Raw genomic sequence first — 25729 nt, 5'->3', positions numbered from 1 at the left:
TTGAGCACCTCACCTACGGCCCCCACTGCGGCCCCCAAGACGCCCCCGCGACGACACTGGATCGTCGGAACGTTCCGCACCCCATTGGGAATCCTGGCCCTCACCTTCCTGACCGCTCTGATCGCCCTCGTCATCTTCGGACCGATGATCTGGGGTGACGCCGCTGTCGCAGCCAACCCGAAGGCACTCTCTCAGGGACCGAGTTCCGAGCACATCTTCGGCACCGACGCCGGCGGGCGTGATGTCTTCGCGCGCACGATGACCGCCGCGAGACTGTCGGTGCTCATGGCTCTCGGAGCCGTCGCACTCGGTGTCACAATTGGCCTGATACTCGGTACGCTCCCGACGCTCGCTCCCCGCTGGGTCGGACGCATGGTCGTGGCATTCCTCAACTTCGCCATCGCATTCCCCGGACTGCTCCTCGCGATCTTCCTGTTGGTCGTTCTCGGACAGGGTGCGGGCAGCGCGGTGATCGCCATCGGCCTCGCCCTGGCCTCGCCGTTCGCGAGGTTGACGTACGCACTGGCTTCGTCGGTCAACGGACGCGACTTCATCGACGCAGCACGCATCCTCGGGGTCACCAAGCCGGGGCTGCTGTTCCGCCACATTCTCCCCAATATCCGTGAACCACTCATCGTCAATGCCAGCATCGCTGTCGGCAGCGGCCTGGTGGTCTTCGCCGGACTCTCGTTCCTCGGCTTGGGCATTCAGCCACCTGCATTCGACTGGGGCCGGATGCTCAACGAAGGTCTGTCGAAGATCTTCGTCAACCCGGCCACCGCACTTGCCCCCGGCATCGCCGTCGTGCTCGCCGGCTTGACCTTCACGCTGCTCGGCGAGGCCATTGCTCGCGGCGCGGGAGTTCGCAGCCCGATCAGCAGTCGCCTGCCGAAGTGGAAGCCGATCAACCGGAAAACTGCCCAGGCCGATTCGGCGCCCAGTGACGAGGACGCAGTTCTCACCGTCCGCAACATGTCCGTCGCAGTCCCCGCGGGTGACGACTGGCGTCGCCCCGTCGACAACATCAGTTTTACAGTTCATCGCGGCGAGACCGTGGGCATCGTCGGTGAATCCGGCTCCGGAAAGTCACTGAGTTGCATGGCAATCGCGCAGCTGACCGACCACCCCACCGTGGTCGACGCCGGGCTCATCGAGTTCGACGGCACCGTGCTGATGAAGGACGGGAAGCGGCCGGACAACGCGGCTTCGCGCAAGGTTGCCCGCCAACTCGGCACACGTATGGCGATGGTGTTCCAGGATCCGATGTCGTCCATGAATCCGTCTCTCAAGGTCGGATACCAGGTCGCCGAGATCGGTTGGCTCCACGAAGGTATGAGCAAGGTCGACGCGAAGAAAGCGGCAGTCGAGCGACTGAACGCCGTCAAGATCCCCGACGCGCCCAGGCGTGCGAAGCAGTACCCCCACGAGTTCTCCGGCGGTATGCGTCAGCGCGCGATGATCGCCATGGGTCTGATGGGCAAGCCCGCTCTGATCATCGCGGACGAACCCACCACTGCGCTCGATGTGACCGTTCAGCGTGAGGTCCTCGGGCTGCTCCACGAGGTTCGCGAAGAAACCGGTGCCGCAATCCTTCTCATCTCGCACGACATGGCCGTCATCACCGGCATGTGCACCCGTGTCCTGGTCATGTTTGCCGGCGAAATCGTCGAAGACATCGCAGTCGACGATCTGATTGCCGGTCGTGCAAAGCATCCGTACACCCGCGCGCTGATCGCCGCGGTCCCCACCATGAGCACCGATCGCGACAAGCCGCTTGCCACCGTCGACGAAGCCTGGCAGGTGGAGAGCCTCGATGCCGAGCAGAGCACCGCCGACATCGAGTTGGAAGAACTGTTGGCTGTTGCAGAGGAGATCCGATGAGCAGGCTCGAATTCCGTGACGTCAACGTCCACCTCGGTAGCGGTTCGAAAAAATTCCACGCCGTCAAGAACATCAATCTCGACATCCCCTCCGGATCGGTGGTCGGTCTCGTCGGTGAATCGGGTTCCGGAAAGTCGACACTGGCGCGAGCAACCGTCGGCTTGGCCGAGCCCAGTTCCGGCCAGATCCTTCTCGACGGTGTGGACGTCGCTCACGCCCGCGGCGCGACCGCTCGTCTGCGCCACCGGATCCAGATGGTCTTCCAAGATCCGTACTCGTGCCTCGACCCGCGAATGACCATCGGCCAGTCACTCGCCGAGGCGCTGCGGTCCACCGAGCGTCGTGACAAAGCTCGCCGCAGCCGCGGCGACCGCGCTGCCGAGGTGGCTCGACTCCTCACCACCGTCCAACTGCCGGTGGAGAAGGCGCACGAATACCCGTCCTCGCTGTCAGGCGGGCAGCGCCAACGCGTTGCCCTCGCGCGGGCTTTGGCAGCCGCACCGGCAGTTCTGCTTGCCGACGAAATCACCTCCGCTCTGGACGTGTCCGTGCAGGGCGCGGTTCTGAATCTGTTGGTGGATCTGCAGAAGCAGCTGGGTCTGACGGTTCTGTTCGTCAGTCACAACCTGGCGGTGATCCGCTATGTCTGTGACCACGTCGCAGTCATGCTCGGCGGCGAGATCGTCGAACACGGGCCGGTTCTCGACGTGATCGATTCGCCCAAGGAGCCGTACACGGCAAAGCTGTTGTCCGCGATCCCGACCTTCGGGGAGCCGATGTTCCAATGACAACGCCGACCACTCTCGACTCCCCCGCTGCCGTAGCCCGTGCCGAAGAACGTCGTTCGGCGAGAATCCAGGATTACGCGTCCGTGGTTACACCGACCAGCATCGCCGTCTCGGCGTCGGGACGCATTGCATACGTACGTACCGAGGCGAATCCGGCCGCGGATACCAACGAGCACTCGATCTGGTTGGCTTCCCCGCAACTACAGCTCACCGCGGGACCTGCCGACACCTCGCCGGCATGGCATCCCGTTTCCACGCTGTTGGTCTTCGTTCGGCCGGATTCCTCGGGCACACCGCAACTGTGGAAGGTCGACGCCACCGGCGGGCCCGCCGTTCAGATGACCACCACGGCGCAGCTCCCGCTCGGCGCTGGGGCACCAGTGTTCTCTCCCGACGGTGCTCGAATCGCCTTCAGTGCCCCGGTCGACCGCACTGCCGCCGGATCGTCACACCTCTTGGTGGCGAAACGCCTCAACTACAAGGTCGACGGATCCGGTGTCCGGGGCAGCGTTCGGGCGCACTTGTTCGAGTTCGATCTGGCCGCCGGCTCGCTTCGGCAACTGACGGACGGCGATTGGGACGCTTCGCATCCCGCGTACAGCCCCGACTGCACCGAACTTGCTTTCACCGCGGCGATGGACGGCAATGCCGATCTGACACGGGCGAGCTCCGCGTGGACCGTATCGCTGACTGATCTCGCCTCGGCTCCGCGGATGCTGGGGCACGCACGCGGCATCGCCGGACCACTTACGTGGACACCTGTCGGCGACGCCGTCGTAGCAGTCGGTTGGCACACGCCGATCATTCACAACAACGAACTTCTTGTCCTGCACCGCGACCAGCGAGTGGAAGACCGCAGTCTGACATCCGAACTCGACCGAAACGTCATGCCTGGCGGGACCGGTTATCCCGGTGGCGCACCGTGTTTCACCGCCGACGGCGACATCGTCTTCTGCATCCGCAACCACGGCTCCGCCGAACTGCACAAGGTCGATTTCGGATCAGGCTCCGTCTCACCACTTCTCACCGGAGAACAGACAGTGGTCTTCGGTCTTGCCCTGACGTCCGAGAAGGCCGTCGTCGCGCTTGCAACGGCGACGTCCTTCGGTGAGGTCGCCGTCATCGACCTCGAGACTCGTGCAGTCGAAACCGTCACCGAATTGAACACGGAACTGACAACTTCCGTCGCGTTTCCAGTCGCCTCCGAGCGTTGGTTCGACATCAGCGACGGCACCCGTGTTCAGGGTTGGATCTTGCGCGACCCGAACGTCACGGGCGCCGGTCCGCTGGTTCTGGACGTCCACGGCGGACCACACAATGCCTGGACCGGTACACCCACCCCGATGCACGCGTACCACGCGGAACTGGTCGCGCTCGGATACACGGTCTTGATGATCAATCCGCGGGGAAGCGACGGCTACGGCAACAAGTTCCTCGACGGTGTGCGTGACGGTTGGGGTGAGGCGGATCGCGCAGACCTGCTCGAGCCGGTCGAAACCCTTGTCGCCGAAGGGATGGCCGATCCGAAGCAACTGGTGCTCACGGGCTACAGCTACGGCGGATTCATGACGTGCGCCCTGACGTCCGTCACCGATCGGTTTGCCGTCGCAGTCGCTGGCGGCCTTGTCTGCGACATCGCGAACACGGCGGGCCCCTCGGACGAAGGCATCTTGCTGCAGACGGTCGAATTCGACCCGCAGTCATCTCGGGTACAGGAACTTTCGCCGCTGGGGCGAGTCTCCCAGGTGACGACACCGACCCTGATCCTTCACGGCGGTAGTGACGTCCGCTGCCCGGTCAACCAGGCAGAACAGTGGTTCGGTGGACTGCGTTTGGCCGGCACCCCGACCGAACTGGTGGTCTTCCCGGACGCGTCGCATGCCTTTGTGTTGACGGGTCAGCCCTCCCACCGTCTGGATTACAGCACCCGTCTCGTCGACTGGATCGAACGTCATCTCTCGCCTACGCCGGCACTGACCACGGTCGATCCCGACTACTGGCAGTACCGACTCGACACCCTGAGCGCGAAGTACGGGGTACCCGGTGCCTCGCTCGGAATTCTGACCACTACCCGCAGCGGTTTCGACCGCACCGTGGTGACGTCCGGCGTCGTCAGTACCCGCACCGGTGTCGCGGCCACTCCCGACACGTTGTTCCAGATGGGTTCGATCAGCAAGGTCTGGACGGCCACCCTGATCATGCAACTCGTCGAAGAAGGATTACTGGACCTCGACTCGCCTGTCCGGAACATTCTGCCGGACTTCGCAGTTGCAGACGCGGTCGCCACTGAAACGGTCACCACTCGCCACCTGTTGACTCACACCAGCGGCATCGACGGTGACGTCTTCATCGACGGCGGACGCGGCGACGACTGCGTCGAGCGATACGTCGCAGCCCTGACATCGACGGTGCAGCTCTTCGCACCCGGTACCGATTGGTCGTACTGCAACACCGGCTTCGTCATCGCCGGACGAATCATCGAGGTTCTCCGAGGCAAGAGTTGGGACTCGGTTCTGCGTGAGCGGATCATCGAGCCTCTCGGCCTGACCAAGACCACGACCTTGCCCGAGGAGACGGCACTGCACCGCGCTGCGGTCGGGCACGTCGGCGGTGCCGACAATCTCGCGCAGACACCACAATTCCTCATCCCTCGCTCGATGGGCCCCGCCGGTCTCATCAACAGCACCGCCGAGGACCTTCTTCTGTTCGCGCAGGATTCGATGCGCGAGGACCCGGTTCTCCTTCGGCGTTCCACTCATCTGGCGATGCTCGAGGAGCGCCGCCAGATCGGTGACGTGTCGTCTGCAGACATCATGGGAACCACGTGGCTGCTGCACAATTGGGGCGGTGTACTGGCTCATGGCCACAATGGCGGAACTCTCGGCCAGCAGTCGTTCTTGCGAGTGGTGCCGTCGTGCGGTCTAGCCGTGGTCCTGATGGCCAACGGTGGAGCAATGGACGCTCTCTCGGGCGACCTTCTCGCCGAGGTGATCGGTTCCATCGGCGGCGTCGCCGTCACACCGGCATTTTCGCCTGGAGACCCCGCCACCCGCACCACGTCCTCACCTGAGAAACTCGATGCGCTGTGCGGTCTGTACCGCGATGCTGCTGCCGATTTCGTCCTGGAAAGAACCGGGAGTTCCTTGACCGCCCGCCGCACTGACCACATCGACCCTTCGGTCAACGCCGAAAGCGCAGAGTCCGTCTCTCTCAGCCTGATCGAAGTTCAGCCTGGAGCATTCGCGACCCAACTACCTCAATCAGCGGGTTGGATCCGGATCACTTTCTCCGACAACGGGAGTACACAATTGCTACACGTCGGAAGCCGCGCATATCCGCGAGTGAACAACCGATGACCATTCTCCGCGATCTGGCCGCGCGCCAACTTCCTCAGATCCTCGAGGACGCCATCGCGCTCATCGAAGTCGAATCGCCGTCGCACGATCTCGAAGCTGTTGCCCGAAGCGCGAAGTGGACGTCAGACCTTGTCCACGAACGACTCGGAGTGACACCGGAGTCGATAGTGACGGAAGGCCGAACCCATCTGGTGACCCGTTTCGGCAGCTCACCGACGCGGCTGATGCTGCTCGGTCACCACGACACCGTGTGGCCGATCGGAACCCTGACGCGCCTACCCGCAGCGGTCACCGACGGCGCACTTCGAGGTCCGGGTGGCCTCGACATGAAACTTGGTGTCGTTCAGGCAATCCACGCCCTCGCCATCGTCCGAGAGTTGCACGGCGACGATGCACTCGACGGAATCACACTCCTGGTCACCGGTGACGAAGAAATCGGTTCGCCCACGTCGCGGTCACTGATCGAGAAACTCGCGGCGGGCGCGGTACTGGTTCTCGAGGCCGGCGGTGACGGCGGCGAACTGAAGACTGTCCGCAAGGGAGTGTCGCTGTATCGGATCCATGTTGCCGGTCGCGCCGCGCACGCCGGGCTGGAGCCGGAAAAGGGCATCAACGCTGCAGTAGAACTGGCTCGTCTCGTGATCGCGATCAACGACTTGTCGTCGCCTGCGCAGGCAACCACCGTCACCCCGACCGTCATTTCGGCCGGAACCACCACCAACACCGTTCCGGCAGAAGCCTTTGTCGATGTGGACGTGCGCGCAACCAGCGCTGCCGAGCAGGAACGGGTCGATGCGAATATCCGAGCCCTGCAGGCAATCCACCCCGAAGCCGTAGTCACGGTCTCGGGTGGCGTCAACCGTCCACCTCTCGAAGCGACGATGTCCGCACCGTTGCTGGCGTTGGCGGAACGTGTTGCGCTCGAGCATGATCTGACTCCTCCCGTCGGGCTCGCCGTAGGCGGAGCCTCGGACGGAAACTTCACTGCCGGTATCGGTATCCCCACCCTCGACGGCCTCGGTGGAGTCGGCGGCGGTGCACACGCCGAGACCGAGCATGCGCTCGTGTCCGCAATCGCTCCGAGGACGGCGTTGGTTGCGGGCCTTATTCGTTCGATCACGTCTGAAGGGGGCCCTCGTGTCGAAAAGCAAAGCGGTTGAGTTTCGAGAACTGGTCGACAATCGCGAAATAGCCGATCTTTCCGCCGTTTTCGATGAGATCTGGGCTACCAGTCCCGGACCGGCTCATTTCGGCACGGCGATGTTGGTTGCGCTTCATCACGGTGGTCACTACGTGGTGGGAGCCTTTTCCGAAGGCGAAATGATCGGTGGTTGTGTCGGATTCTTCGTCGAGCCTCTCGGCGAGGTTCTGCACTCACACATCGCCGGAGTACTACCGGGACACGCAGGCAAGGGAATCGGCCGCGCCCTCAAGCATCATCAGCGAGACTGGTGCATCGAGCGCGGTGTCAGGACGATCCGGTGGACCTTCGATCCACTGGTCGCACGAAATGCTTATTTCAACATTCAGCGTCTCGGTGCCGCACCGACCGAATACAACCCGGATTTCTACGGTTCAATGGCAGACGGCATCAACGCAGGCGACGCCAGCGATCGTATGCTCGTCAGTTGGGATCTCGACGTCGACGGATCTCCGAGTTCTGCTGTGGCCGTGAATGATACATTCAAGGTGCTTCAACCCACCGAGGACGGTACGCCTCGAATGCTCCCGATCCCACCCGACTGCATCGATATCGCAGTCGGAATACCCCGAGACATCGAGCATCTGAGAACAGTCGACCGCGCCTCTGCCTTTGCCTGGCGACACGCGCTTCGCGAGTACCTCGAACCACTGATCGCCTCGAAGGAATGGCAATCGACCGGCTTCGACCCCAGCGGCTATTACACGTTCACGAAAATCTGCGAGACAACCGGAGAAGAGCAAGTCCATGCACATTGAGTCCGTCGAATTGCGCGAACTGCGCATCCCTCTCGTCTCCCCCTTCACCACGTCATTCAGCACCCAGCTCGAGCGCAACACCCTCGTCCTGAAGGTGAGCGGTACCACCGACGGCCCCAACGGTCCGGTGGAGACTGTCGGCTGGGGCGAGTGCGGCTCGCTCAGCGATCCGTACTACAACTCCGAATACACAGCTGGTGCGCGGGCGATGCTTCGCGAGTATCTCGTTCCGACGCTACGTAAGTCGCAGTCGGATCAACCGCTCACCGCCGAGACTGTCGGCAGCGTACTTCACCACATCGTGGGTCACCAGATGTCCAAGTCGGCTATCGAAATGGCAATTCTCGATGCTGAATTGCGCGCTCGCGGACAGTCTTTCGCTCGGTACCTCGGTGCCACTCGCACGCGAGTTCCCTCGGGAGTGTCCGTCGGCATCCAGGACAGCATCCCTCAGCTGCTCGAGACCGTCGGCAACTATCTGTCGCAGGGGTACGTGCGAATCAAGCTGAAGATCAAGCCGGGCTGGGACATCGCTCCCGTGGCTGCGGTGCGCAAGGAGTTCGGCTACGACGTTCCTCTACAGGTCGACGCGAATGCCGCGTACACCCTCGTCGACGCGCAGTTGCTCCGTCGCCTGGACGAATTCGCATTGCTCCTCATCGAACAGCCGCTGGCCGAGGATGATTTGGTGCAGCACGCCAAGCTCGCCCAGTCCCTCTCGACTCCGATCTGCCTCGACGAGTCGGTCGAGTCGGCCAAGGATGCGGCGGATGCCATCACGCTCGGTGCCGCTTCGGTCATCAACATCAAGCCGAGCCGTGTCGGTGGATATCTGGAAGCCAAGCGCATCCACGATCTCGCCTCGGCACACGGTATTGCGGTGTGGTGCGGCGGAATGCTCGAGACCGGAATCGGCCGCGCCGCCAACGCGGCCCTCGCGGCGCTGGACGGGTTCACGCTGCCCGGCGACATCTCGGCGTCCGATCGCTTCTACAAGGAAGACATCACCGAACCGTTTGTCATCGAGGACGGCCACATCGCCGTGCCGCAGGGACCGGGCTTCGGTGTGACTCCACGTGAAGACGTCATGGATCGCTTCACGGTCGGAACCGAGACTCTGTAGGTCCACACAGTCACGCAGCAGCCACCTCCACCTTCACCCGGCGGAGGTGGCTGTTCGTCGTTTCTGTCGGTAGGGAGGTGCATAGTGATTCGGACATGACGTTCTGCACCGAAAGGCCCCCGATGAGTAGCTGGTCCGATCGCCCGATCTGCGCGTTCGACCTCGAAACCACGGGGCGGGATCCGTCGAATGCTCGCATCGTCAGTGCCTGCGTCGCGGTCATCGACGGTTCGAATGTCGAAACACGCACGTGGTTACTCGATCCCGGCGTCGATATCCCCGCCGACGCTTCGGCTATTCACGGAATCAGCACCGAGTACGCGGCGCGGCACGGCCAGAACTACGCCGAGGGCTACGAAGAGATTCGCGATGCTCTGCACAATTCCTGGGCGCGCGATCACGCCGTCGTGGCGTTCAATGCTTCCTATGATCTGACGGTCATTCATGCCGAGGGTCTGCGCATCGGCAAGCCCGCATTCGTTCCCGGGTTGGTGATTGATCCGTACGTGATCGATCGGGCGATGGATACGTTCCGCAAGGGCAAGCGAACGCTTGCGGCCGTGTGCGAGCACTACGGAATTTCATTGGAGTCGGCGCACGAAGCCGAGGCCGATGCCAAAGCGGCGGCGGCGTTGGCCCGCGAGTTGGCCGTGCGGTTCCCCGACCTCCTGGGGCTCGACCTCATGGTCGATCAAGCCGATTGGCACGCCGAGCGCCAGCGTGATTTCGCCGAGTACCTACTCAGCCAGGGCCGGGATGTGGGAGACGTCAACGGTCAGTGGCCGATTCGCGTTATCGCCTGATCCGGGCAATCGAGTACGCCGTCAGTCGGGAGTCACGATCGCGAAGTTCTTGTCGCCGGGATCCAACACCGCGGCAAGTCGCGCCAGAACCGACTCGTCCCCGGTGAGCGCGATGCCGGCATCGGCAAGCCCTTCGGCGGACAATCCGCCGAGAGCCAAGGCAGGCAGCGATCGTTTGGTCGTGGACAGGATCGCGTCCGCAGGATCCTTTTGACTGTGCGCACTGTAGGTCAGGACTCCGTTGGCGAGCCGCAATCGGTAGCGTTCGTCGACATCGGTCAGCACGACGTCGATGGACAGTCGTTCATTCCAGGCACTCGGACCGTCAACTTGAATCGCGATGGCGTCGAACAACATTGCAGGAGTCAGCTGCGCGATGACATCCGGGGCGGTGGTTTCGGTGGGGGTGCCGAACTGGCCATCACGCAGTTCTGTGGTACCGGAGAGATACCAGTTGCGCCAGGTGCCGTTCTCCGCACCGTAACCGAGCTGTTCGTAGGTGTCGGCCAACAGCGCTTTGGCTCCTGCGTGACCAGGCTCCGAGAACACGACGTGATTGAGTACCTGTGCGACCCAACGGTAGTCGCCGGCGTCGAACGAATCACGCGCTTTGGTGACCACTGCGTCGGCGCCACCCATGAATTCGACGTACCTAATGGATTGCTCAACCGGAGTGTGTTCCCACAGACTGGCCGGGTTGCCGTCGAACCAACCGAGATAGCGTTGATAGATCGCCTTCACATTGTGGCTGATCGAACCGTAGTAACCTTTTGCGCTCCAGGCATTCTCGAGCGACGGTGGCAACTGGATCTCTTCGGCGATTTCAGGTCCGGTGAGACCTTTGTTGATCATGCGCAGAGTCTGATCGTGGACGTAGGCGTACAGATCACGCTGCGTGGCAAGGAATTCGACGACGCGGTCGTTGTCCCAAGTCGGCCAGTGGTGCGAGGCGAAGACAACTTCGACGTCGTCACCGAACATGTCGATGGTTTCGGTGAGGTACTGCGCCCAACCGTGAGGATCACGCACAACAGCGCCGCGTAAGGTCAAGAGATTGTGGAAGTTGTGGGTGGCGTCTTCGGCGGCACACAGAGCTTTGAAGCCGGGGAGGTAAATCAACATTTCCGACGGCGCTTCGGTATCGGGTGCCATCTGGAAGATCATGCGGACACCGTCGACGGTCTCTTCGTGTCCGGTGGTGGTGACGGTATCGGTCGGCGCGATGAGAGTGACGGTTCCGACCGACACCGTCTGTCCCAGACCTCCACCGACTTGTCCCTGCGGACCCCTGGCCAGCGCGGCACCGTACATGTAACCCGCACGTCGTCCCATCGCGGTACCCGCATACACGTTTTCGGAGACCGCGTGCTCGACGAACCCCTCCGGTGCAAAGATTTTCACGCTCCCGCCGTCGACTTCCTCCTGCGTGACGAATCCCTTCACACCACCGAAGTGATCGACGTGTGAGTGGGTGTAGACGATCGCCTTGATCGGCCGATCTCCCCGATGTTGTCGATAGAGTTCGAGCGCCGCCTTACCCGTTTCGGCAGACAGGAGGGTGTCGATGACAACTACCCCCTCGTCGCCTTCGATGAAAGACGTGTTCGACAAGTCCATTCCGCGGACCTGATAGATGCCCGGGACTACTTCGAACAATCCGTCGATCGCGGCGAGTTTCGACTGCCGCCACAGACTGGGATTCACAGTCTCAGGTGCATCTCCTTCCAGGAACGAGTAGGTGTCGTTGTCCCAGAGAACTGTTCCGTCTTCGGCGGCCACCGCGTTCGGTTGACGGCGAGCAACAAGCCCGCGAGTGGCGTCGTCAAAATCCTGGGTGTCGGCAAAAGGCAGACTTTCGAGAAGCGCCTTCTGCTGACGAATGATGGTCTCGGATGCCGCGTTCGATGTCGTAGCCATACCGACATTCTGGCGTGCTGAGATCGTCCTCACCTCACCTTCTACGGGTGAATGATGTTCGTGACCAATGTGTCTGACCTGCGAGCGGAGAAACGCGCTTCCTTCGATCTGCGACGGCCTCGTGATCGACGCAGGCGGGGGTGTTGCAGTCGCGGATGTATCGGCGGATAGATCAGGCTCAGTGTCGATCCGAGTGTGAAGTAGCTGCGAAGCAGACGGAAGACGAGGTAGGCGGGAACGTACTTGACCGAACTCGGCCGCCAGACCAGGCACACGACGACCGTCATGATCATCGACATACCCAACAATGTCGCGACGATAGGTTGCCATTGCAGAGTCGTGAATGTCGATTGGAATGCGATTCCGGCGATACAGGCGAAAATGAGCAGTGGCGCCAGCATCGCTCGGCGTGCGGCGTTGACCAGGTTGAACGGCAACACGAACGTTCCGATCATCGTCTGCCGATCCAGGAGCAGCGCCCGGTTGCGCGCCGCGAGGTGGTAGATACTGCGAAACCACCGGGTTCGCTGCTCGAGTAGGTGCGCGTAGGACGCCGGAGTCTCGCTGTAGTACACAGCTTTCGGATCCGCCACACTGTGGTAACCGGCAGCTGTCAGTCGCATGCAAATATCGGTGTCTTCGCCGTTCATCCCCTGCACCATGCCGCCTACCTTGATCAACTGGCTCCGCCGATAGACCGCGAACATCCCGGGAATGCCCATGACGCCCTGATACCCGTCGAGTGAGACCTGGAAGAAGCCGTGGCGCATGTACACCTCGATCAGGCGACACTTGTCGATCCAGGTCTTTTCCTCGCGCGGCATGGGGATCCCACCGACGCAGCCGACGCGCGGGTTCGCGAAATGTCGCATCGCTGTCTCGAGGCAACCCGGGCCGATGACAGTGTCAGCGTCGATCCTGGCTACGAACTCTTCGGTGATGTGGTCGATTCCCATATTGAGTGCGATTGCCTTGCCCGGTGTCGGGCAGTCGAGGACGGTACCGGTGATGAAGCTGCATTCAGCAATGATCTGTTCTGCGACTTCGTGTGTGTTGTCGGTGGAGGCATTGTCTACGACGTAGAGGTGGATTCGTCCCGGGTATGTTCGCGCTGCGGTGTCGACGGCAGCGATGGTAGCGGCGATATCGTGCGCCTCGTTGTGAGCCGGAACAAGAATTGCCGTAGGCGGCGAGAACTCGTGACCGCGCGACTTCTTCAGCGCACGTACTCCGAGCAGTGCCGTCGAGATCGCCAGGAGTTGCTGCATGAGGAAAACTCCGGCACCGATACCTCCGAGAATTGCCCAACTCTTGAGGAGGTCGACGAGGTCGTACAGAACGTGCAATGCGATCGCGGCTCCAGCGATCGCCAGTACCAGGCATCCTGACAGTTTCAGGAACGCGCTCAGCGGTATTCGCGGGTCGAGTGGCAGCGGCCCCTGCGGGGGAAGTTGTGCCTGACGGAGGATGGTGTGCGGGAAGATCGCGAGGGCGATCAGCCCGGAGATCATCTGAGCTCCGAAGACGGAGATGGAGATGATCCCGGCGTTGTGGAGCAACCACGCCACAGTGTCGACCGCGACGCAGAACAACGCGTACTTACCCAGCAGGGAGAAGGCGAGGAATACTCTGCGCCAGATGTTCGAGTAGGCGCAGAGTGCGTAGGTGAAGAAGAACATGATCAGAAACAGCCGCAGAGGGAAGACGACCTTCCCTCGTCCCTCTGAAAAGATGACCAGGTCTCGCGGCATGTCGGTCAAACCTGAATGTACGAGGAATGTTCGGATGCACATGACGATGATCGACAACCCGGCAAAGGTGATCAGAAATCCGTTGGTCCCGCTCGACGGCCGATCGACGGCGTAGTCGGCCGGCGCGCTGTCGACAGACCGGAAATGATCGACCAGCGCACGGTCCTCGTCAGGAGCACGCAAAGCGTCAGTCATCGCACTCCCCCACTCACCGGGGTCCGTTCGCACGTGCCGGAGCACCGGGACCCGTTGTGCCGTCGGCGTTCACGATGACGCTGCCCTGAGCCGTCATCAGTCGAGCGGATTCCGTCCCGAACGGCGGTACCGGAATCTTACCGGGTTCCCCGACAAACTGAATGGCGAGTCCCCCGGCACCTGTTGTACTGGTGGCAGTTTCGACCACCATGCCGTTGTCGAACGAGGAAATGTCGAGGGCGGATTGCTCAGGGCCGGCCAGAATTCGTCCATTGTCGATGCGCACCGGTGGATTCACTTCCGGGCTTTGCCCGATCAGCACGAATGGCTGACCCGATGCCGGTTGGGAATTCCAGAGAAACTCCGGGTCGTACCCATTCGGAATGAACTTCGTCAGCACCGGGACGACTGCGTTGAGTTCGTCCACTGCGCTCACGCTCGAAGCATCGGGTCGATAAACGGCGAATCCTGGCGCAAGCGTTCGCGGTACGGCCGTGAATCCGATCCCCGGGTCATCACCGAGCACAAGAGCAGAAGTTGTTTCGAGTTGCATCGGGTACGTGGTCACTCGCACATCGCAGCCACCCAGATCACGGTCACGCTGGATGCTGAGGGTCAGGGTGTTTTCCAGTAGCTGCGACGTCGGCAAAGGGATCACAGTCTCCACCGAGGTCGCGCGATCGAGGCGGCGACTGTCGACCAACCGATCGTTGAGTTGAACGTTGAGAATCCAGGTGAGGTCGTCGGGAGACGCCGGGAGTTGCATCCCGACCCGAACTGATTGCGGTAGACGCCCGCCGGGTAGATCGGCGAGCGAGTACCCGATGCGCCACCGATGGTTTTCGGTGACCTGCACGACGGACGTGTCACCGCTGAGTGCATCGAGAGCCACGTCGTTGCCGCTCAACGGTTTTGTCACGAGCGCTTGCGGATCGCTCCCTTCTGAATCGGCCGTGGACACAATCGGAGTCGTGAGGAATCTCGAAATCAAGTCACCGTTCGGTTGGGTCATCGCCACCACCGCTGTGCCCTCGGCCTTTCCGAGCGTGATGGACTCAGCTTGTCCTTCCGGGGCAGACCAGCCCTGATCGACGAGTGCGTCCGTCGGGCCCACCATCACTACGTTTTCATCGCCGTCGCCTGGCAACCGGTCCGAGTACGTCACCTCGTACCCTGCTCGGGTCAACGCGATTCCCATTTGTGCTGCGGCGGTTCGCCACTGGTCACTCTGATCGACCAGGACCACGGTGAGTCGACGATCCCAGGAGACGACGGCGTCGCGAACTGTGTGTACAGGTTCCGACAAGGCCGCTTCTACGACGCTGGTGGGGTCCAGGTGCACCTGCATTCCGGCCGCGTGGTCGGGTGTGCAGGTCCGGTTGTCGAGGGTCCCTTGCACCTGCACCTGTACGCGCACCTGTCCGTCGCTCGACAACTGCTCCGGAACGTCGACCATGACGTCCAATCCGGTTTCCCCCGTGTCCAACTCACTCTTGTAGACCTGCTGACCGTCCATCCTCACGATCAGGAATACGACACTGTCCCGGGCCACCTGCGACGTCCCGGTCAATCGCAGTCGGGTCTGTTCCCGCGCCGAATCGACCGGGAAGGTGACGTCGAAACTCGTCGACGGCGAATCGTCGGTGAGCCAGACGCCGTCGTCGAATCCCGCTCCCGACAGCGACTTGGTGTAGTGACGATCCGCCGGAACATCGAGGCTGTTGTCGTCGACGTCGCGCGTGAACCACAACGGCCGCACGAACACGAACACCAGCAAGAGTACGACGGCGGCCGCAAGTACCCACCATGCCGATCGTGGAACCGAACGCCCACGTTCACCCGGAAAGTACTCGGGTTCGGCATCTTTCGCTCCCGAGCCCGGCTTGCCATCAGATGGATCTGCGCCCGGGCCATCTGTGTCGTCTTTCATGCGTCGCCTCCTGCGGCAGATGATCTCCTTGCGCTGTTCCAGTACGAGGTGGACGGTATTCGGCTCACATCGACCCGATCTGCATACTTCTGTGCGATTTCCACCGACTCCTGCAGCAGTCCGGCGTCCAGCCGAGTCGGCTCCAGACCGAGGCCGAGCAAGTGATCGTTGCGTGCACTGAGCAGGTTTTCATCAGCCTCGGCGCGGGGGTTCGGGACCTCACTGATGCGCGCGCCGATCGTCTCGGCGACCAGGCGTGCCAGATCGGAGACGCGGTGAGTTTCGGTCACCTGGTTCATCACGCGTACCCGGCCGTCGACGGCGTCCCCGGATTCTGCGGCTAATCGTATGCACCGCACTGTGTCACGAATGTTGATGAAGGCCCGAGTCTGCCCTCCGGTCCCGTGCACGGTCAAGGGATGACCGAGCGCCGCTTGAACCAGAAAGCGGTTCAGCACCGTTCCGAAATCACCGTCGTAGTCGAAGCGGTTGATCAAACGGGAATCGAGCGCTGTCTCGTCCGTCTGCGTGCCCCAGACGATGCCCTGGTGGAGGTCGGTGATCCGCACGCCGTCGTTGCGCGCGTAGAACTGGAACAGCAACTGGTCCAAGGACTTGGTGAGGTGGTAAACGCTACCGGGCGCCGTCGGGTACAGAATTTCGCGTGAATGAAGATGTCCGTCTCGGTCCGGGTAACTCACGGTCAGATAGCCTTCAGGCAGATCTACCGGCACCGACTCGTATCCGTAGACGCCCATCGTCCCGAGATGAACTACATGGGCGTCGAGGCCGGTCTGAACCACCGCGGCAAGCAGGTTGTGAGTTGCGTTGAGATTGTTGTCGACGGTGTAGCGCTTGAGTTCCGGCGATTTCATCGAGTACGGAGCAGCACGCTGTTCCGCGAAGTGCACGATCACCTCCGGACGAACCTTGCTGAGGACATCGAGTAAAACGTCGTACTCGTGGGCCAGATCGAATTCGACAACGTCGATTCTTCGGCCGGTCACTTCCGACCAGGCCCGCACACGCTCGGAGAGAGTCGAAATCGGGGTCAGCGACTGCACCCGCAGTTCGTCGTCGATTCGACGACGAACAAAACTGTCGACGATGGTCACCTGATGCTCGTGCGCCGAAAGATGCAGTGCGCTCGGCCAACCGCAGAATCCGTCACCACCGAGTATCAGTATGCGCATGATCTCCCTTAGTTCGGCGGAGGACAGATGGACTCAGTCAGAGGGGCCTCGCACACTTCACCTGTAGCCCGAACTCCGATAGCCAATGCGATGCCATGACCACATCGACAGTCTGTAATGCCGAGATCGCATGCACTTCACCTACTACGGGTGAACATCGCGTGCATGAGCATCGACGTGGTAGTAGACACGGGCTTCGGAGGTATGGTCATCTCGTATTCCCGAGGACAACACCGATGCGAGTCCGGGAGTGACTTCTTCCGCCGACTGTCGTTTCATGTTGTGCCGCAATTCGAGACCGGGACGCGATTCGAGGATCGGGTGACCGTTCGATGACGAAGCCGAGGATGTGGTTGGCGTGACGATTTCCGGAGAACTTGCCAGGGATGCGTATCTCTACGCCTATTCGATCGACGAGGCGTACAAGTTCCTGTTCGAGACGACCATCGAGCCTGGGCGCGCTGTAAACGAGTTCCAACTGTTGCGAGACCTGGCAGATGACACCTATACGGCGCACCCGTCGATCAACAACGACACGCTGCACCTGCAGGGATGGTTCGATGTCGGTGCCGAACCTGTGGTTGTGACCGTCCCGGACTTCGACGAGGGGCGGTACTGGATCCTGCACACGATGGACCTCGGTCATTACACCAACGCCATGATCGGATCTCGAACGCGGGGTGCGCGAGGAGGACGCTTCCTGTTCGCCAGTGGTGTGTGGGACGGTGACATTCCGGACGGGGTCGACGAGGTTGTGCGCTCCGAGTCCGATCTGATCAAGGTCATGGCCCGCATCATGACTACCGGCGGCGACGACCTAGAGGCGGCCCGCAACCTGCAGGACCAGTGGAAGTTGGAAACGCTGTCGGTGTTCCTCGGGGTGTCTGGCCCGGGGCAACCAATCCGCGACTATCCCGATCCGAAATCGACGAACTGGCTCGCGCGCACCAACTTTGTCCTGGCTGCCGGTTCAATGGCCCGAGCAGATGCGGAATGGCTGACGAAGTACCACGACATCGGTTTGGAGCCGGGGAAAACTGAATTCACACCTGAGCAACTGGATGCCGCCGAGCGCGGAGAGCAGCTTGGGATGGCACATATCCGTGATCTCGCGCCTGAGATGACGAACGCGGGAAAGCTGCTGGGCACACGGGCCGACCTTCAGGACGGGCCGCGCGATCTCTTCGCCGAGGGAACGTATCTCGGCCAGTGGGGGCTGCCACCGGTCGAGTCGGTGTACGTCAAGGTCGAGACAGGCTCCGACGGGCAACCGATCAACGGCGCGCATGGCAAGACGTACCGTGCGCGCCTTCTCCCTCCGGAGGTGAGCGAATTCTGGTCGTTCACCGTCTATGGTTCTGACGATCGCTTGATGGCGCACAATGCGATCAATCGTCACAGTCGCGGCGATCGCACGCTGATCATGGACGACGACGGTTACTTTACGATCGTGCTGAGCGCGGACGTCGACGCCAACGCAGAGAATCCGAACTTCCTACCCATTCCGGAGAAAGACGCCTACCTCATCATGCGAATGTACGGCCCGAGCAAGGCCGTTCAGGACGGCGAATACCTGACACCGTCCTTCGACGTCACTTGATCGAGCGCCTCGACTGAAGCCACCGATGAATTGCCGACCGACATTCGACGCGTGACGGCCACCGATTGATCACGGTTACCCAGCCGCGATCCTCGTCCCGACGGTATGGACGATCTGAACGTCCGGGTTCCACGGAATCAGTGCGTCGATCGATGCCTCCAGTTCATCCAGTGGGGGAAGGGTTTCCGGGCCGAGCACGTCGATGGTGGCGGTGCTGCCCTGCCAGGTGACATCGGTGACCTCGGCTCCCGGAGTGTCTGCGAGCCACTGTTGCGCCGCGCTCCCGATCTGCCTCGCCCACAACGACGACAGGGAGTTGCCGACCATCGGAATCGCGACGACGATCAACAGAGCGGCAAGCACGAGGTATGCCCGCCGCCGCGACGTCTTCAAGATCCCGGCGTCGCGCGCGTACCCAGCTGCGACGAACACGCCTGTCGCAGTGATGATCATGGCAACCACGTTCGATGCGAACAGTACAAACGCGCCCACCGCCAAACTCGGTGACCCCGAGCCGAGACAGACACCTACCACCGCCAACGGTGGGACAAGCGAAATTGCGATGGCAACACCGGGAAGTACGTCGCCGACATCCTTGCGCGCGATCGCGATGGCCCCGACCAAACCGGTCGCAAGTGCTGCCGTCAAGTCCATCAACGTCGGCGAAGTACGCCCAAGCACTTGGGAATTGGTCAGCACGTTGGAGGGATTCGGCAATACCTGAGCGAACGCGACACCCAATACGACGACGAGGCAGATTCCACCGACGACATAGACCAGGCTCCGCCCCACCAAAGCGCCTTGGCCAGTTGTGATGCCCAACCCGACCCCGAGAATCGGCGTCGACAAGGGAGCGACGATCATCGCTCCGATGACGGTTGCCGTGGAATCGCCCACGACACCGGCCACGGCGATCACGGCAGACAGCGTCAGCATCACCCAGAAGGCGGATCGCTTCGAATCTCGGTCCCCCACCGAGAAATTGAGCTTTTCGTCGAGCTCCGCCAATGTGCGCCGTTGTGCTTGCGGAACCACCCCGTTCACGGTCGATACTCCATCACACGCCGATACGGCGAGTGGTCTGCGCTGACCCTGCGACCCCGGTGAGCAACGAGACGATCGCGATGCCGACGACGAAGTAGATTGCGGCGCTGGCGACTCGCGATGCGGTAGTCGCTGCGATCGTGAACGGCCACAGCGCCGTGGCGATCGTTGCGAGGATTCCGATCCACGCGAAGAAGTTCGACGCACGTGGCGTCGACACCATCAACGCATGCAGAAGTGCGGTAGCGACCAGCGCTGCAATCGCGGCGCTGAGAGCAAGCGAGCCGGCTTGGGAATTCCCCGGCATCCGCTCCGGTGTGATGACCGGAGTGTCGAGGATTCCCCGCACGATCAGTAGTCCGACGACCGCGGCCAGGGCCGCGACGAGCGCAGTTGCGGCCCCGCCCGCCCACAGTCGTTTTGCATTGACGGCGGGAGTCGCCGGACTGTCTGGTTGGAACTGGCTCATCGAGAGACTCCTTCACCGATACCGGATAGGGCTGTCCTTCCGAACTGTATGCGTTTCGGGACGGCCCACATTCACCCTCGACGGGTGAAAAGTACGGTGTTCTCGACTCTTCGACGGTGCCGGGGCTACGCCGGGACGGGCGGCCACACTGGGGCAATGCTCCACGGGCGCGCCACCTCGAGCTGCGACGCAACCCGGATCAGCAAATCTTCACGCCCGAACGCACCCACCAACTGCACGCCGATAGGAACGCCGGCCGTGTCATGACCCATCGGCAAGGAAATCGCGGGCTGACCTGAACTGTTGAACGGACTGGTCAAACCGCTGTACCCGGCCGAATGCTCCCAGATCGACATGGGATTTGCCGTATCGAGCAGACCGAGCGGAGCTGCCGGTCGAGCCATCGTCGGCGTCAGCAACAGGTCGTGATCGACAAAGAACGCACCGATCACCTGAGCTGCCCGCTCGAGTTCCTGCAATGCCTTGACGACGTTCGTCGCACTTTCGGACTTCGCACGGTCGTAGATCATCCGAGCCATCGGCTCGAGGTCGTCGTCGCGGATTGCGCGGTTCAGGGCCTCGAGTCGTTCGTCGACCTCGATCGTCATCGGAATGCCCATCAACACGGAAAGCCCGGCGGTGAGCGCATCGAGCGGAAAGTTCGGGGCACCCTCGGTCACATCGTGACCGAGTTCTTCGAGCAGGCCGGCAACACTGGTTGTGACGGCCGAGCACTCCGGGTCCACCGGGGTGCCATCAGGAAGAGTGTTACTCAGACCGATCCGCAACCGTCCGGGATCCGCACCAACTTCCTCGATATACGGCCGCTTCGGCGCCAGGATCACGTAAGGATCGCCGACAGTCGGTCCGGCGGAGAGATCGAGAAGCAGTGCAGTGTCGCGGACACTTCGGGTGAGTGCGTGATGAACACTCATCGGCGACGAGAACAGCGTGCGCGCCGGTGCCGTCGGAGTACGTCCACGGCTGGGCTTGAGGCCTACCAAGCCACAGGCCGATGCGGGAATACGGATCGATCCACCGCCGTCACTGGCATGGCCGCCCGGCACGATCCCGACGGCAACAGCTACAGCCGTGCCACCCGAAGATCCGCCGGGTGAACGATCAAGGGCATAAGGGTTGCAGGTAGGCCCGAACAGCGCAGGTTCGGTACTCGCATTCTTACCGAACTCCGGGGTGTTCGTCTTGCCGATGACAACCAGACCGGCCTCACGGTACCGCTCCACGAGCGTCGAATCTTTTTCTGCCACAGCATCGGCGAACAATCGAGATCCGTTGGTGCTCGGCAATCCTGCGACGTCCATGCCCAGGTCTTTGATCACGAACGGGACGCCGTGCAGTGGACCTTCCGGCAAGCCGCCTGATACCTCGTTGCGTGCCTCCTCGCGACGCTCACTGATCACCGCGTTGACTGCCGGGTTGCGCTCGTCGAGTCTGTCCAGGCTGAACTCGAGAACTTCCTTGGCGGAGACGTCGCCGCTCTTGATCGCCTCGGCCAGGCCGGTCATGTCGTTGTTGTCGAACAAATCCTGCATCGATGCCCTCATCACTCGTGTCGAACTCTGCCGATAGTGAGGTCCGTCATACCAACCATGGCGAAGGCGTAGCTTTGAAATTCCGCTTGGCGGGACCGGCCCACCGATTCAGCCTTACAGAATCAAGCCCTGCCGCCGCGCTTCCACAACTGCTTCGTGCCGACTGCGGACGTCGAGTTTTCCCATCAGATTCCGCATGTACGTCTTGATCGTTTCGACGCTCAGGGACAACCTCTCGGCGATCTCGGCATTGCGCAGTCCCAGAGCTACGTAGCCCATCACCTCCCGCTCGCGGGGCGACAGGACAACGGTGTTCACGACTGGAGTGTTCGCGGAAGGGTTCGGCGACGCCAACGCCCGCAACTTTGCCTCGACGGCGAGGACCTGCGCGCTGAGAGCCATGTCCTCGAGGTTCGCCGCGATCTCGCCGAGCGCCAGGACGCTCTCGGTCAACCCTTCGGATATCTGGGCATCGCGATTCGAACCATGTTCCACCGCAGCGGTATCGAGCATCGCCACCCGACGATCCACTTCGTCGCGAATCTCGAATTCGCGGGCCAACGCGTACGACGATCGCATCATCGTCTCGGCGATCACGTCGCCGATCGGCAGGTTGGCACGCAGTCCTCCGTAGATCGCTCCGCGAGTAACCCCGCGTACGACGATCGGGACTGCCATCAAGGATTCGATGGCTTCGGTGCCCACTTCGTAGTCGTAGTCATGGGTGATGTGCGACGAGTTCGCGTAGTCCTGCACCGCGCCCGGTCGTTGTTCTGCGATCGCACGACCACCGAGTCCGCATTCGGCGTCGATCTTCAAATTTCGCAGGATGTTGCTACGAGTCCCGACGTAGCCGGTGATGGTCAGCGACCGGTCGTCGACACAACCGCCGAACAGAACCGGCAACTCGGTTCGGGGGTGCAGTCGACGCAGTTCGGCGCGCAACGCGTCGTCGTCGCTCGGTCTCAGTACCCTGCTCACTCTCACCTCCACATACCCAATTCAGAGGGTAGCGGCACCTTTGACTGGGCAATAGCGTGCATCCAGGCCATTTGTAGTGCCGATCACAACTACCGTGACACCAACCGTGTCACGTCGCCTTCGGAGGAACCGTGTCTGTCTCGACAGCTCTCGCAGCCAACAACACCCCGCTCAGTCCGCTGCGCTTTCTCGAGCGCAGCGCTGCGGTGTTCCCCGATCGCACCGCCGTCATTCACGGCGACCGGACCTACACGTACCGAGAGTTCGGTGACGAGGTCGCAGCGCTGGCCCGCGTCCTGCGTCAACGCATTCAGCCCGGTGACCGCGTTGCGTACCTGGCGCCGAACGTTCCCGAGATGCTGTTCGCGCATTTTGCCGTCCCACTCGCCGGCGGAGTCCTGATCGCCCTGAACTCACGCCTCGCCGGTCCCGAACTCGAGTACATCCTCGATCACTCGGGAACCACGATCCTGTTCGTCGACTCCGAATTCGTCGGCTCGGTCACCTCGTCCAAGGCGAACGTGACGAGCCTGCGCGAGATCATCGAGATCCCGGACTCCACCGTCCCGTCCCCGGAGGTCCCCACCGGAATCGTCACCGGGCAGTACGCCGATCTGATTGCCGAAGGTGAAGCTCTCGCCGATCAGCCACTGTACTGGGGCGTCGACGACGAGCAGCAGTGCATCGCCATCAACTACACCTCTGGCACCACCGGAAAACCCAAGGGCGTCATGTACTCCCACCGCGGGGCATACCTGAACTCGCTCGGCGAGACATTCCACAACGGCTTCGACGGAGCGACGAAGTATCTGTGGACACTGCCGATGTTCCACTGCAACGGGTGGTGCACGCCGTGGGCCGTCACTCAGGCCGCAGGCACACACATCTGCCTGCGCGCGGTCCGCGCCGACGCGATCTGGGACGCCATCGACAATCTGGGCGTGACGCATCTGTGCGGCGCTCCTACCGTCTGCTCCACCATCGCCGACGCGGACCAGGCCCACAAGGTCGAAGCCCTGCGCATCACCACCGCCGGCGCTCCCCCGTCACCGACGATCATCGGAAAACTCGAAGACATCGGTGTCACCGTCGTCCACGTCTACGGCCTCACCGAGGTATACGGCCCTTACACGATCTGCGAGTACCAGGAAGCCTGGGACGACAAGCCGCAGTCCGAGCGCGCCGCACTTCTCTCCCGTCAGGGAGTCGGCATGGTGCAGGCCGAAAATGCTCGCGTTGTCGATGCCGAGATGAACGACGTTCCCGCCGACGGCCAGACCATGGGTGAGATCGTGCTCCGCGGCAACAACGTGATGCTCGGTTACTACCGTGACGAGGCCGCGACCGCCGAAGCATTTGCCGGTGGTTGGTTCCATTCCGGCGACCTCGGCGTCATGCATCCCGACGGTTACATCCAGCTCAAGGACCGCGCGAAGGACATCATCATCTCGGGCGGTGAGAACATCTCCACCGTCGAGGTGGAGCAGGCGATCATGAGTCACCCTGCCGTGATCGACGTGGCAGTCGTCGGCGTTCCCGACGAGAAGTGGGGCGAGCGCCCGAAGGCATTCGTGGTGCTGGGCAAGGGATTACAGGCTTCCGCCGAAGACATCGTCGAGCACACCCGTGCATTGCTGGCCGGGTACAAGGTTCCCCGCGACATCGTCTTTCCACTCGACCTTCCTCGCACCCCGACCGGCAAGGTTCTCAAGTTCCAATTGCGTGCGTCGAAGTAATTCGGCCGTAGGGTCTCAGCGCACCGAACTGTGACGCCGGCGCAGATCGACAGGTTGCCCGTCCGAAGGGAACGGCAAGGACGTGAAGTCGAGCGGAGCGACGTAATCTGCGTCGACGTTCCAGTCGAAGCGCATGAGGAGGTGGTGCATGATTGCCTTGATCTCGGCGCCGGCGAAGTGCATTCCCAGGCATTTGTGCACTCCACCTCCGAACGGTTCCCACGCGTACCGATGAACCTTGTCTTCGCGTCGATTCTCGGCGAAACGTTCGGGATCGAAACGCTCGGGATCAGGCCAGTACTGCGCCATGTGGTGCGTGAAGTGAGGGGCGACAGAAACATACGTTCCCGCAGGCACGAAGTGACCCCGTACTTGAGTGTCGCGGACCGCTCGCCGCGCCATGACCGGTACGGGAGAGACGAGTCGGAGGCATTCCTTCATCACCAGGTCAAGGCTGCTCAGGCCGTCGAGATCTGCATAGCTGGGCGTCGAGGTCCCCAGAGCGAGCGACTCGGCACGGCACCTGTCCTGCCACTTCGGATATTGACCTAGATATTGCATCATCGTGGAAAGGGTGATCGTCGAAGTGTCGTGTGCGGCCATCAGGAGGAAGATCATATGGTCGATCACTTCGTCGTCACTGAAGCGTTGTCCTGCTTCGGATTCGATGTGACAGAGCACGGAGAACAGATCATCGGTTGCGCGAGCTCGACGCGCCGGCAGGTAGCGACGAAAGAAGTCTTCCAGGACCCGGCGGCCGTCGAGTCCTCGCTTCCATCTGGTCCCCGGCACGCGGTAGCGGACCAGAGAAGTAGCCGCCTGCACACAATCCACGAAAGCCTTTTTCACCGAAGATATTTCGCTTTCGGTACTTCCTTCCGCACCGCCCATGAAGATGTCGGTAGCGAGATCGAGGGTGAGTGCCTTCAGCGCTGTGTATGCACGAAATCCGTCAGTGGGGGTCCATGTGTCGAGCGCCGAGTCGATTGCCGGATTGAGAACGTCGACAGACTTCTCGATCCGCGTCCGAGTGAACGCCTGCTGCATGATTCGACGATGCCGTAGATGTTCTTCCGAATCGAGAAGCATCAGCCCACCGTGAAAAAAGGGGCCGATAAGCACCGACCAGCCGTCGCTGTTCACAAAAGCCCGATCTTTGTTCTGCAGCACTTCCTGGCACGCGTCGGGTCCGAGAACAGCGATCCACTGCCGACCGACCATCGAGAACCAAGAGACCTCGCCGTATCGATCCCAGTTCTCTTGCATCAATGCGAGTGGATCGCGGATGTATGCAAGAGCGTGCCCGACGAGAGGCAGCCCGGAACGGCCCGAAATCGGGTGCAACTGCGAGTTCACGGGGGGACGAGCCAGGATCTTGGACACTGCGACCTCTACTCTCGTTCAATCTGACAGTGCATCCTGTCAGATGGACTGTAGTCTGCGTCACAGT

Annotated in this window: 18 protein-coding genes; 9 read left to right on the top strand and 9 right to left on the bottom strand. The window is 61.8% G+C overall.

Going from position 1 to position 25729, the window contains the following annotated elements; all coding sequences use genetic code 11:
• The 7 genes from H351_RS08265 to H351_RS08235 all read left to right on the top strand — a co-directional run bounded on the left by H351_RS08265 (position 1) and on the right by H351_RS08235 (position 9910).
• Positions 1–1881: a dipeptide/oligopeptide/nickel ABC transporter permease/ATP-binding protein gene (locus H351_RS08265; protein WP_244891460.1), complete on the top strand. Its 1881-nt coding sequence runs from the start codon at positions 1–3 to the stop codon at positions 1879–1881.
• Positions 1878–2669 (top strand): ABC transporter ATP-binding protein, encoded by a 792-nt coding sequence (locus H351_RS08260; protein WP_003940215.1) that lies wholly within the window; start codon positions 1878–1880, stop codon positions 2667–2669. The genes H351_RS08265 and H351_RS08260 overlap by 4 nt, the downstream gene beginning before the upstream one ends.
• Positions 2666–6025, top strand: coding sequence for a serine hydrolase (locus H351_RS08255; protein ID WP_029256202.1), 3360 nt, complete (start codon positions 2666–2668; stop codon positions 6023–6025). Before H351_RS08260 ends, H351_RS08255 begins: the two co-directional genes overlap by 4 nt.
• A complete protein-coding gene (locus tag H351_RS08250; RefSeq protein ID WP_021345495.1) occupies positions 6022–7185 on the top strand; it encodes a M20/M25/M40 family metallo-hydrolase in 1164 nt (387 codons plus the stop codon). The genes H351_RS08255 and H351_RS08250 overlap by 4 nt, the downstream gene beginning before the upstream one ends.
• Positions 7163–7984 (top strand): GNAT family N-acetyltransferase, encoded by an 822-nt coding sequence (locus H351_RS08245; RefSeq protein WP_029256203.1) that lies wholly within the window; start codon positions 7163–7165, stop codon positions 7982–7984. Before H351_RS08250 ends, H351_RS08245 begins: the two co-directional genes overlap by 23 nt.
• Positions 7974–9107: an o-succinylbenzoate synthase gene (gene menC, locus H351_RS08240; RefSeq protein WP_019745236.1), complete on the top strand. Its 1134-nt coding sequence runs from the start codon at positions 7974–7976 to the stop codon at positions 9105–9107. Before H351_RS08245 ends, menC begins: the two co-directional genes overlap by 11 nt.
• 122 nt (positions 9108–9229) lie before the next feature.
• On the top strand, positions 9230–9910 hold the full coding sequence (locus tag H351_RS08235) for a 3'-5' exonuclease (protein WP_029256204.1): 681 nt from the start codon (positions 9230–9232) through the stop codon (positions 9908–9910).
• 21 nt (positions 9911–9931) lie between these two features.
• On the opposite strand, the gene H351_RS08230 is transcribed toward H351_RS08235, so the two are convergent.
• The 4 genes from H351_RS08230 to H351_RS08215 are packed head-to-tail and all read right to left on the bottom strand — an operon-like array spanning position 9932 to position 16896.
• A complete protein-coding gene (locus H351_RS08230; RefSeq protein ID WP_029256205.1) occupies positions 9932–11827 on the bottom strand; it encodes an alkyl/aryl-sulfatase in 1896 nt (631 codons plus the stop codon).
• Positions 11828–11868: 41 nt separating this feature from the next.
• Complete coding sequence (locus H351_RS08225; protein WP_051636605.1) at positions 11869–13773, bottom strand: glycosyltransferase family 2 protein; 1905 nt, start codon at positions 13771–13773, stop codon at positions 11869–11871.
• 13 nt (positions 13774–13786) lie between these two features.
• Positions 13787–15703, bottom strand: coding sequence for a hypothetical protein (locus H351_RS08220; RefSeq protein WP_051636503.1), 1917 nt, complete (start codon positions 15701–15703; stop codon positions 13787–13789).
• Complete coding sequence (locus tag H351_RS08215) at positions 15700–16896, bottom strand: NAD-dependent epimerase/dehydratase family protein (protein ID WP_029256208.1); 1197 nt, start codon at positions 16894–16896, stop codon at positions 15700–15702. The genes H351_RS08220 and H351_RS08215 overlap by 4 nt, the downstream gene beginning before the upstream one ends.
• Positions 16897–17254: 358 nt before the next feature.
• Here H351_RS08215 and H351_RS08205 point away from each other — a divergent pair, with 358 nt between their 5' ends.
• Positions 17255–18496: a DUF1254 domain-containing protein gene (locus tag H351_RS08205; RefSeq protein ID WP_197941546.1), complete on the top strand. Its 1242-nt coding sequence runs from the start codon at positions 17255–17257 to the stop codon at positions 18494–18496.
• A gap of 75 nt (positions 18497–18571) precedes the next feature.
• Here the strand turns inward: H351_RS08205 and H351_RS08200 are convergent, their stop codons facing one another.
• The 4 genes from H351_RS08200 to H351_RS08185 all read right to left on the bottom strand — a co-directional run bounded on the left by H351_RS08200 (position 18572) and on the right by H351_RS08185 (position 22543).
• Positions 18572–19540 (bottom strand): TIGR00341 family protein, encoded by a 969-nt coding sequence (locus H351_RS08200; protein WP_020970736.1) that lies wholly within the window; start codon positions 19538–19540, stop codon positions 18572–18574.
• Positions 19541–19553: 13 nt separating this feature from the next.
• Positions 19554–20009: a DUF6069 family protein gene (locus H351_RS08195; protein WP_019745239.1), complete on the bottom strand. Its 456-nt coding sequence runs from the start codon at positions 20007–20009 to the stop codon at positions 19554–19556.
• Between the two features lie 125 nt (positions 20010–20134).
• Positions 20135–21562 (bottom strand): amidase, encoded by a 1428-nt coding sequence (locus H351_RS08190; protein WP_029256211.1) that lies wholly within the window; start codon positions 21560–21562, stop codon positions 20135–20137.
• Between the two features lie 114 nt (positions 21563–21676).
• On the bottom strand, positions 21677–22543 hold the full coding sequence (locus H351_RS08185; protein WP_029256212.1) for a helix-turn-helix transcriptional regulator: 867 nt from the start codon (positions 22541–22543) through the stop codon (positions 21677–21679).
• Positions 22544–22674: 131 nt separating this feature from the next.
• Between H351_RS08185 and H351_RS08180 the strand changes: the two genes are divergently transcribed.
• Positions 22675–24279, top strand: coding sequence for an acyl--CoA ligase family protein (locus H351_RS08180; RefSeq protein WP_029256213.1), 1605 nt, complete (start codon positions 22675–22677; stop codon positions 24277–24279).
• Positions 24280–24294: 15 nt separating this feature from the next.
• Here the strand turns inward: H351_RS08180 and H351_RS08175 are convergent, their stop codons facing one another.
• Positions 24295–25662 carry a cytochrome P450 gene (locus H351_RS08175; RefSeq protein WP_029256214.1) on the bottom strand — a complete coding sequence of 456 codons (1368 nt, stop codon included), beginning with the start codon at positions 25660–25662 and terminating at the stop codon, positions 24295–24297.
• Positions 25663–25729 lie beyond the last annotated feature (67 nt).

The sequence above is a fragment of the Rhodococcus erythropolis R138 genome (genome assembly GCF_000696675.2).
In the GTDB taxonomy this organism is placed as follows: domain Bacteria; phylum Actinomycetota; class Actinomycetes; order Mycobacteriales; family Mycobacteriaceae; genus Rhodococcus_F; species Rhodococcus_F erythropolis.
This window is presented reverse-complemented; position numbering and strand designations above follow the sequence as displayed.